Source organism: Embleya sp. NPDC059237 (assembly GCF_042754105.1).
GTDB lineage: Bacteria > Actinomycetota > Actinomycetes > Streptomycetales > Streptomycetaceae > Embleya.
Map to the genome: position 1 here is coordinate 38,031 of NZ_JBHZAE010000025.1, position 9,662 is coordinate 47,692.

Genomic DNA, 9,662 nt, shown 5'->3' on the forward strand with positions numbered 1-9,662 from the left:
ATGTGGCGTCAGCAGCCCGGCCCCGGTCGCGTCAGTGGTGACCGTGTCCGCTGGTCAGCTCCTTGTACTCCTCCGCCGTCGGCTTCTCGATCGGCTCGGCGAAGTACCAGTGCGACATCCGCGACCGCAGCTTGTCCGAACGCTTGACCTTGCGGGCCACACCGTTCTCGTCCTCGGCCGCTTCCAACTCGTACGGCTTCGGCTGCTCGTGCGCGGTCAGGGTGTGCCGCATCCCCGGGTCCAGCGGCTCGTGGATCTCGATGAACTCGCCGTGCGGGAGCTTCTTGATCACACCGGTCTCGCGGCCGTGCAGGACCTTGTCCCGGTCCCGGCGCTGCAGACCCTTGCAGATCCGCACCGTGGCCAGGTAGGCCAGCACCGGGGCGACGAAGAAGGCGACCCGACCGATCCAGGTGATCGAGTTGATCGACATGTGGAAGTGCGTCGCGATGATGTCGTTGCCACCGCAGACCCACAACACGCCGTAGCAGGTGATCCAGGCGACACCCAGACCGGTGCGCACCGGCATGTTGCGCGGGCGGTCCAGGAGGTGGTGCTCACGCTTGTCGCCGGTGATCCAGCCTTCGATCCACGGGTACATCGCCATGAACGTGAACAGCACACCGGGCAGGATCAGGGACGGGATCAGCACGTTGAAGCTGAACGTGTGGCCCCAGATGTTCCACTCCCAGTTCGGCATCAGGCGCAGGGATCCCTCGAGGAATCCGATGTACCAGTCGGGCTGGGAGCCCGCAGTGATCTGTCCCGGGTTGTATGGACCGTAGGACCAGATCGGGTTGATCTGCACCAGGCCGCCGAGCGCGGCGGTGATGCCGAACACAATGAAGAAGAAGCCACCGGCCTTGGCCGCGTAGACCGGCAGCAGCGGCAGGCCCACGACGTTCTTCTCGGTCTTGCCCGGGCCGGGGAACTGGGTGTGCTTCTGGTAGAAGACCAGGATCAGGTGGACGGTCACCAGACCGACCATGATCGCCGGGATCAGCAGCACGTGGATGGTGAACAGGCGCGGGACGATGTCCTCGCCCGGGAACTCCCCGCCGAACAGGAAGAACTGCACGTAGGTGCCGACCAGCGGGATCGCCAGGACGACGCCCTCGGCGATGCGCAGACCGGTACCGGAGAGCAGGTCGTCGGGCAGCGAGTAGCCGGTGAAGCCGTTGACCATGGCCAGCACGAGCAGCAGGAAGCCGAACAGCCAGTTTATTTCGCGCGGCTTGCGGAACGCCCCGGTGAAGAAGATCCGGAACATGTGCACGAACAGCGAGGACACGAAGATCAGCGCCGCCCAGTGGTGGATCTGACGCATCGCCAGACCACCGCGGATGTCGAAGCTGATGTCCAGCGTCGAGGCGTACGCCTGCGACATGTGGATGCCCTGCAGCGGCACGTAGGAGCCGTCGTAGACGACCTCCTGCATGCTCGGCTTGAAGAACAGCGTGAGGAACACGCCGGTCAGCAGCAGCACGATGAAGCTGTACAGCGCCACTTCACCGAGCATGAAGGACCAGTGGTCCGGAAAGACCTTGCGCAGGTTCTTCTTCGCCGCGCCGTAGATGCCCAGCCGGCTGTCCAGCGCGTCGGCCGCGCGAACGGCCGCGTTGTCCGGGATCGGGGTGCTCTTGTTGGCCCCGCCCTTGGGTTGTTCGCTCGACATCAGCCACGCTCCCAGAAGCTCGCGCCGACCGGTTCGGCGAAGTCCTGCGACGCGGCGAGATTACCCGCCTCGTTCACATGGATCTTCAACTGCGGCAGCGAGCGAGCGGCCGGGCCGAACACGACCTTGCCGTCGTCCGCCAGGTCGAAGGTGGACTGGTGGCACGGGCACAGCAGGTGGTGCGTCTGCTGCTCGTACAGGCCGATCGGGCAACCCACGTGGGTGCAGATCTTCGAGTACGCCACGATGCCCTCGTGGCCCCAGGCCAGTTCCTTCTTGGACTTGATGTCCTTCGGCTCCAACCGGACCAGCAGGACCGCGGACATGCCCGCCTTCTCCAGCCAGCCGTGCGAGAGCTCCTCCTTCTGACCGGCCGGGCCGTACTTCTCGACCAGACCCTCGGGAAGCGCCATGGTGAGCGAGCCCTTGACGATGTCGTCCGGCTTGATCGGCAGGCCGGTCGCCTCGTTGATCAGCTCCTTGCCCGGCTTCCACTCGGTGTGCCGGAGCTTGGTGCCGGGCAGCGGGCCGAGGTCGCGCAGCAGCACCACGCCGGACAGCGGCACCAGGGCCATCGCGCCGATCATCGTGCGCCGGATCAGCGGCCGACGGCCGATCACCGAGTCGGAGGCGCCCTGGGTGAACTCGCGGATCGCGTATTCGCGCGTCTCCGGGTCCGAGGTGAACTCGTGGCGCTCCTGAACGATCTCCTCGTCCGTCATCAGCGTGCGCGCCCAGTGGATCGCGCCGGCGCCGATGCAGAACAGCGCGATGCCCAGGGTGCCGCCGAGGGCGGCGTTCTGGGCGCCGATCTTCCCGAAGAAGAAGATGTCGATGATGCGGTCTTTGTCGATGCCGACGTACGACCAGATGAAGCCGATCGTGGCCAGCATCGAGATCACGAAGAGGAACGCGACCTGACGCTCGGCGCGATTGGCCGCCTTCTCGTCGATGTCGGTGCGGCGCGGCTCGTGGGCCGGCAGGCCGGGGTCGGCGAACGGGTCGCCTTCCGCCGGAACATGTGCCGAGGCGGGAACCTCGGGCAGGTGCTCTTCGGGCACTTCGGATTTGTCCTGGCTACTCATTTGGTCCTGGCCTTGGGGGTCCGGGCGGCAATCCAGATCGCACAGCCGATCAGCAGGCCGAGCGCGATGATCCAGCCGAAGAGGCCCTCGGAGACCGGGCCGAGGCGGCCGAGACCGAGACCGCCGGGGTTCGGCTCCTTGTGCGTCGTCTCACGCACGTAGGTGACGATGTCCTTCTTCTGCTGCTCGGGCATCGTGCTGTCCGGGAACGAAGGCATGTTCTGCGGGCCGGTGAGCATGGCCTCGTAGATGTGCTTCGGGTCCACGTTCTTCAGCGGCGGTGCGAACTTGCCCTGGGTCAGGGCGCCGCCCTCGCCGGAGAAGTTGTGGCACTGCGAGCAGTTCGTGCGGAACAGCTCGGCGCCGTTGACGATGTCGCCGTCGGGCGCGTACATGTTCGCCGTCGGGATCTTGGGCCCGGCGCCGAGGGAGGCCACGTACGCGGAGAGCTGCTCGATCTGCGCCGGGGTGTAGACCTCGGGCTTGCGCGGTGCCTGGGCACCGGGCTGCTGGAGGGGCATCCGGCCGGTCGACACCTGGAAGTCGACGGCGGCCGCGCCGACGCCGATCAGGGAGGGTCCGTCCGAGGAGCCCTGGGCGTCGAGCCCGTGGCAGGTCGAACATCCGCTCAGGTAGAGCTTCTTGCCCGCTTCGACCGCGATGGAGGCAGAGTCGTCGGCCTCCGCCTTCTTGGCGGGCGCGAACGCGGCGTACAGCCCCCCCGTGGCCGCGAGCGCAAAAATGAGTACGACGATCGCCGCCAAGGGGTGGCGTCGCCGCGCGGAGAGCTTTTTCACGGATAACCCCGGTCCAATGTCGTCTGCGTAGTGAGTGTCGGGACGTCTACCTGATGACGTAGATCGTGAAGAACAGACCGATCCAGACCACGTCGACGAAGTGCCAGTAGTACGAGACGACGATTGCGGCCGTGGCCTGCTCGTGCGTGAACCGTCGGGCCGCGTAGGTGCGTCCGAGGACCAACAGGAAGGCGATCAGACCGCCCGTCACGTGCATGCCGTGGAAGCCGGTGGTCAGGTAGAAGACCGAACCGTAAGCCGACGACGAAAGAGTCGTGCCCTCCTTGACCAGCTCCGTGTACTCCATCACCTGACCGCCGACGAAGACGGCGCCCATGATGAAGGTGATGATGAACCACATGCGGAGCTTCTTGACGTCACCGCGTTCGGCCGCGAAGACGCCGAGCTGACAGGTGAGCGAGGACAACACGAGGATCGTCGTGTTGCCCGTCGAGAACGGGATGTTCAGCTCACTGGCATGCTCGCGCCAGGCGTCCGAGCCGGTGACCGACCGGATCGTGAAATACATCGCGAACAAGGCCGCGAAGAACATCAGCTCCGACGCCAACCAGACGATCGTGCCGATGCTGACCAAGTTGGGACGGTTGAGTGTCCCGTGTGTCCCGTGTGAGGGGGGCCCGGTTTCTAGTGAAGTTGCTGTCGCCACGGCGGCCATTATTGCGGTCGCCGGATCTGCCCACACTTCGGGGGGTAACCCTCGTTGAACGTGTCGGGGTTAGGCTCTGGTTCCGTGAGTGGCTCTGCAGGCGATGCCGGGATGTTCCTGGCACACGCGACCCCCGGGAACGTCCCGCCCGAACTGACCCCCATTCGGCTCCTGACCGGGTGGGTGTTCGAGCCGATCCCGATCCTGGTCGCGATGTTGTTCGGCGGGCTCTATCTGTACGGGGTGCACAAGCTCAGGGCCCGCGGGGACGCGTGGTCGCGGTGGCGCACCTTCTCGTTCCTGGGATTGGGCCTCGGCACGTTCCTGATCGCGACCGAGTCGGCGCTGGCCGCCTACGACACCGTGTTGTTGAGCGTGCACATGGTGCAGCACATGGTGCTGGCGATGATCACGCCGATCTTCCTGGCGCTGGGCGCGCCGATCACCCTCGCGCTGCGCACCCTGCCGACCAAGTGGCGTAATCGGCTCAACGCCCTCCTGCACAGCAGATTCTCGAAGGTGGTCACCTTCCCGGCCTTCGCCGGCTTCGTCTTCGTGCTCAATCCGTTCGCGCTGTACTTCACGCCCTGGTACGAGCTGACGCTGCGCAACACCTTCATGCACGACATGAATCACGTGCACTTCGTGATCATCGGTTGCATGTGGTTCTGGCCACTGCTCGGGCTCGACCCGATGCCGCGCGCGAGCCATCCGATGCGGTTGCTCGCGGTCTTCGCGACGCTGCCGTTCCACGCCTGGCTGGGCATCGCGATCATGAGTTCGTCCACCGTGCTGGCCGGTGACTGGTACAACGACCTCGGTCGCGACTGGGGCGCGAGTCCGCTGTCCGATCAGGGCACCGCCGGCGGGATCCTGTGGGGCAGCGGCGACATCATCGGACTGCTCGTCTTCCTCGTGTTGTTCGTGCAGTGGGCCAAGGCGTCCGAACGTGAGGCGGTGCGCGAGGACCGGCGGCTCGATCGACTCGAACTGATCGAGGCCGGGCGCAAGGCCCGGGAGGAGCGGTTGGCGCGCGAGGCGGCGGCGGGCGGCGACGGCGCCGGGGGCGTCGGGGATGCCGGAAAATCCGTCGCGAAGAGCACTCTTGCGGGTGACTCTGCCCGAACGGCGGACGGCGATTCGGCCGTCCGGGTGGCCCCCGGAGCCGAGCCGAGGTCGGCGAGCGGGGCCGAGTAGCGTCGCGGCATGATCCTCGAACGGTTCCTCCGCCGGCGGCGTGCCGAGCCCGTGCCCGTGCTCGTCGACGACGGCACGCTGGTCGTGGTCGGCTCCTGCTTCGATCCGGCGCGGGCCGACTCGGCGGTGGTCGCGGAGATGCGGGCGGCCGGGGTGGCGGTGGAGACCGGTCCGTTCGTGATGCGGCACGTGGTGACCCTGCCGGACCACGACGCGGTCGCGGAGGCGACCCGGATCCTGGCGGCGGACGGATGGGCAGTCACGGTCGTGGCGGCCGACGAGCGGCCGCTGCGGGTGCGGATCGCGCGGCAGCAGGTGCTCACCGGCCTCGAACCGGCCCGCGAGCGCACCCGGATGGCGGGGCTGGCGCAGCGGTTGGGCGGGGACGCCGAGGGCTACGAGGTGCTGGCGCGTGGGTGAGTCGGGCGGACCCGGGCGGTCGGGCCGGGATCGGAGCGTGACGAGCCCCACATTCCGGCGGGGAAAAGCGCTAACATCCGGGGCGGATCCAAGTTGTCGTCCCGTACCCGGACTCAGGCAGGTGGACATGACGCGCGGCGAGACCATGACCGTCCTTGTGTACAGCGACGACCGCAACACCCGTCGGAAGGTCACCCTCGCGCTCGGGCGCAGGCCCGCCGTCGACGTGCCGTTCGTGGAATACCTGGAGTGCGCCACCGAGCCCGCCGTGATCGAGGCGATGGACAAGGGCGGCGTGGACCTCGTGATCCTGGACGGGGAGACCGCCCCCGCCGGCGGCATGGGTGTGTGCCGGCAGCTCAAGGACGAGATCTACAACTGCCCGCCCGTACTCACCCTGGTCGGTCGCCCGCAGGACGCGTGGCTGGCCACCTGGTGCCGGGCCGACGCGGTGGTCGCGCATCCGTTGGACCCGCGCACGCTTGCCTCGGCGGCGGCCGACCTGATCCGCGGGCGGATCGCGGGACGCCAGCCGGCCTGACCGCATCGCGGATAACCGTCGGGTGTCGCCGGTCCCGGTCGGTACGCTGGCGCCGACTCATCCGATGACACTGCGGGAGCGGACCATGGGCGCCTCGGCCTCTACATACCAGAGCGGCGGCAACCCGGCGGCCCGTTCCTGGCGCGACATCCTGGCCTCGCTCATGCGGGGTGACGACCTGCCGGCGGATGCCACGGCGTGGGCGATGGACCACATCATGACGGGTGAGGCCACGCCGGTGCAGGTGGCCGGGTTCGTGATCGCGCTGCGGGCCAAGGGCGAGACCGTGGACGAGGTCTCGGGTCTGGTGCGGGCGATGTACGAGCACGCGTCGACCATCGAGGTACCCGGCCGCACGGTGGACATCGTCGGCACGGGCGGCGACCTCGCCCGCACGGTGAACATCTCGACCATGTCCGCGATCGTGGTCGCGGGCGCGGGCGAGACCGTGGTCAAGCACGGCAACCGGGCGGCGTCGTCCGCCAGCGGCGCGGCCGACGTGCTCGAAGCGCTCGGCGTGGTGCTGGATCTGACCCCGGAGCAGGTGGCCCGGACGGCCGGGGAGGCGGGCATCACGCTGTGCTTCGCGCAGCGCTTCCACCCGTCGTTGCGGCACGCCGCGCAGGCGCGGCGCGAGCTGGGGGTGCCGACCACGTTCAACTTCCTGGGCCCGCTGACCAATCCGGCGCGGGTCCGGCATCACGCGATCGGGGTCGCGGATCTGCGGATGGCGCCGATCGTGGCCGGTGTGCTGGCCGATCGTGGGGCCACCGCGCTGGTCTTTCGCGGTGACGACGGGTTGGACGAGTTGACCGTGACCACCACGTCCCAGGTGTGGATCGTGCGGGACGGCGACGTGCGCGAGGACCGGGTGGATCCGCGCGACCTGGGTATCGCGTTGAACGGGATCGAGTCGCTGCGCGGCGGCGACGCGATGTTCAACGCGGGGGTGGCCCGGAAGCTGCTCGCGGGGGAGAAGGGCGCGGTGCGCGACGCGGTGTTGTTGAACTCGGCGGCGGCGCTGGCCGCGCTCGGCCCGGGAGACGGATCGTTGACGCAGCAGTTGGCGGCCGGGATCGAGCGGGCGGCGGAGGCGATCGACTCGGGGGCGGCGCAGGCGGCGCTCGATCGATGGGTGGGCGTGACGCGGTCGTTCGCGCGAGGGTAGCCGGAGGCGGATGTGTACGCCGGGTGGGCCGAGGTGGGCCTGCCCGGCGTCGTCGCGTTCGGGCTCCGTCGGGGCGTGGGGGCGGTGTCCAGTATGTGGAACCGGTGGGGTGGTCGTTGCGCGCGGCGATTCCTGCGGTAATAATTCTGCGCAGGTCACGAGTGACAGTGGAAAGCCCCGGCTTGCTGTCCGGCAACCCTCGCTCCGCGGTGGGGTGCCCCGGGTGATGACACGGTCGGGCGTCGTCAGGCGTCCCGGCAAGCGCGGACCCCTGGTGTGGCGGCAGGCAATTGCCCCATGCGAACCGGGTCCTGTACCTGGGGAGCATGTGATGGCGTGAAATCTCTTTCTCGAAACGGGCTGATCGGCCCATTCCGTACGCGCTGAGTCGTCGCGCGTCGCTTTTCCGAGACCACATTTCATCCGGGGATCACTCCGCGCTGTTTTGATGTCGACTTCTCGACATTGCGTGGGTCGGTTCTCGTCTGCCGAGGAGATTTGCCATGACCGCCGGTACCGCTTCCGCCGCTTCCGCCGCCTCCGTTGCCTTCGACGCCGATGTCGCCATTGCCGCCCCGCTGCCCGTGGTCGGGCGGGATGTGCTCGTTCCGCTGGTCACCGGGGGTGAGGTGGAGTACGCGGCGCTCGACTACGGGGCCAGCGCGCCGTGTCTGCAGCGGGTGTGGGACGACGTGGCCGGCTATCTGCCGTACTACGGCAGCGTGCATCGCGGTGCCGGCTACCTGTCGCAGTTGTCCACCGAGCTGTACGAGCAGAGCCGGGCCACGGTCGCGGAGTTCCTCGGGTTGCGGGGTGACGACACGTTGCTGTTCACCCGGGGCACCACCGATTCGCTGAACCTGCTCGCCTCGGTACTGCCGCGCGGCACCCGGGTGTTCGTGTTCGAGACCGAGCACCACGCGGCGCTGCTGCCGTGGCGTCGGCATGCCGGGGTGACCCAGTTGGCGGCGCCGTCCTCGCCCGAACAGGCGGTCGCGGCGCTGGAGGCCGCGCTCGAAGGCTCCGGCGACGGGCCTCGGCTGGTGTGCGTGACCGGTGCCTCGAACGTGACCGGCGAGCTGTTCCCGGTGGCGGAACTGGCCGAGGTGGCACACCGGTTCGGGGCGCGGATCGTGCTGGACGCGGCGCAACTGGCGCCGCACCACCCGGTGTCGGTCGCGGACCTGGACGTGGACTGGGTCGCGCTGTCGGCGCACAAGCTGTACGCGCCGTTCGGCTCAGGGGTGTTGGCGGGGCGCGGGGACTGGCTGGACGCGGCGGAGCCGTACCTGGCGGGCGGCGGGGCGAGCAAGGCGGTCTCGCGCGACCACGTCGAGTGGCAGAGCGGCGCGGCCCGGCACGAGGCGGGGTCGCCGAACGTGATCGGCGCCTACGCGTTGGCGTCCGCGTGCCGGGCGATCACCGAGGCGGGGCCGGCGGCGCTGGTCGCGCGTGAGGAGGCGTTGTTGGCGCGGTTGCGGGCTCGGTTGGCGGAGATTCCCCAGGTGCGGACGCTGGAGCTGTTCGGGCCCGAGTCGGCGCGGGTGGGTGTGCTCTCGTTCGTGGTCGAGGGGTGGAACAGCTCGCGGTTCGCGGCGGTGTTGTCGGCGGAGTACGGGATCGGGGTGCGGGACGGGCTGTTCTGCGCGCACCCGCTGGTGCGGCACCTGTTGGGCGGGCGGGCCGATCAGCCGACCGAGTGTGGGTCGCCGGACGCGCCGGAGGGGCAGCAGAACCTCAACGCGATCCGGGTCAGCTTCGGTGTGGGGACGCCCGTCGAGCACCTGGACCGCTTTGCGGCGGCGGTTCGGGAAGTGGTGGAGCGGGGGGCGCGGTGGAGCTACACGGTGGATGGGGGCCGGTGCGTTCCTGATTCGGACCCGCGCGTGTTGCCTGCGGCGTGACGGGGGTGTGGGTCGGCGGGGGTCGCGTGCCTGGGCCTTGGACGGGGCGGGTCGTCCTCAAACGCCGGACGGGCTGACTGGGTCGCCTGCGGAGTTGGGTTGCGGCTTGCTTGTCCTCAAACGCCGGACGGGCTGACTGGGTCGCCTGCGGAGTTGGGTTGCGGCTTGCTTGTCCTCAAACGCCGGACGGGCTGACTGGGTCGCCTGT

The 9,662-nt window shown here is 68.7% G+C and carries 9 protein-coding genes and 1 riboswitch; of the genes, 5 read left to right on the forward strand and 4 right to left on the reverse strand.

Annotation, left to right across the window (positions count from 1 at the left end; translation table 11 throughout):
- Positions 1-31 precede the first annotated feature (31 nt).
- Genes ACFXKZ_RS46740 through ACFXKZ_RS46755 form a run of 4 tightly spaced genes read right to left on the reverse strand, consistent with a single transcriptional unit; the run spans position 32 to position 4,233 of the window.
- Entirely contained in the window at positions 32-1,675 is a 1,644-nt protein-coding gene (locus tag ACFXKZ_RS46740) for a cytochrome bc complex cytochrome b subunit (RefSeq protein WP_380012559.1), read from the reverse strand.
- On the reverse strand, positions 1,675-2,760 hold the full coding sequence (locus tag ACFXKZ_RS46745) for a Rieske 2Fe-2S domain-containing protein (RefSeq protein ID WP_380012562.1): 1,086 nt from the start codon (positions 2,758-2,760) through the stop codon (positions 1,675-1,677). Before ACFXKZ_RS46745 ends, ACFXKZ_RS46740 begins: the two co-directional genes overlap by 1 nt.
- The gene (locus tag ACFXKZ_RS46750; protein ID WP_380012565.1) at positions 2,757-3,557 is read right to left on the reverse strand and encodes a c-type cytochrome; all 801 of its coding nucleotides are present in this window, start codon (positions 3,555-3,557) and stop codon (positions 2,757-2,759) included. The genes ACFXKZ_RS46745 and ACFXKZ_RS46750 overlap by 4 nt, the downstream gene beginning before the upstream one ends.
- Positions 3,558-3,603: 46 nt before the next feature.
- Positions 3,604-4,233 (reverse strand): heme-copper oxidase subunit III, encoded by a 630-nt coding sequence (locus ACFXKZ_RS46755; RefSeq protein ID WP_126638353.1) that lies wholly within the window; start codon positions 4,231-4,233, stop codon positions 3,604-3,606.
- Positions 4,234-4,308: 75 nt separating this feature from the next.
- Between ACFXKZ_RS46755 and ACFXKZ_RS46760 the strand changes: the two genes are divergently transcribed.
- The 5 genes from ACFXKZ_RS46760 (at position 4,309) to ACFXKZ_RS46780 (ending at position 9,454) form a co-directional block, all read left to right on the forward strand.
- On the forward strand, positions 4,309-5,421 hold the full coding sequence (locus ACFXKZ_RS46760) for a cytochrome c oxidase assembly protein (protein WP_380012568.1): 1,113 nt from the start codon (positions 4,309-4,311) through the stop codon (positions 5,419-5,421).
- Positions 5,422-5,430: 9 nt separating this feature from the next.
- Positions 5,431-5,841: a ribonuclease E inhibitor RraB gene (locus tag ACFXKZ_RS46765; protein WP_380012571.1), complete on the forward strand. Its 411-nt coding sequence runs from the start codon at positions 5,431-5,433 to the stop codon at positions 5,839-5,841.
- 127 nt (positions 5,842-5,968) lie between these two features.
- Positions 5,969-6,382 (forward strand): response regulator transcription factor, encoded by a 414-nt coding sequence (locus ACFXKZ_RS46770; RefSeq protein WP_078977539.1) that lies wholly within the window; start codon positions 5,969-5,971, stop codon positions 6,380-6,382.
- 85 nt (positions 6,383-6,467) lie between these two features.
- Positions 6,468-7,550, forward strand: coding sequence for an anthranilate phosphoribosyltransferase (gene trpD / locus ACFXKZ_RS46775; protein WP_380012821.1), 1,083 nt, complete (start codon positions 6,468-6,470; stop codon positions 7,548-7,550).
- Positions 7,551-7,703: 153 nt separating this feature from the next.
- Positions 7,704-7,820, forward strand: a riboswitch (SAM riboswitch).
- A gap of 233 nt (positions 7,821-8,053) precedes the next feature.
- Positions 8,054-9,454 (forward strand): aminotransferase class V-fold PLP-dependent enzyme, encoded by a 1,401-nt coding sequence (locus ACFXKZ_RS46780; protein WP_380012574.1) that lies wholly within the window; start codon positions 8,054-8,056, stop codon positions 9,452-9,454.
- Positions 9,455-9,662 lie beyond the last annotated feature (208 nt).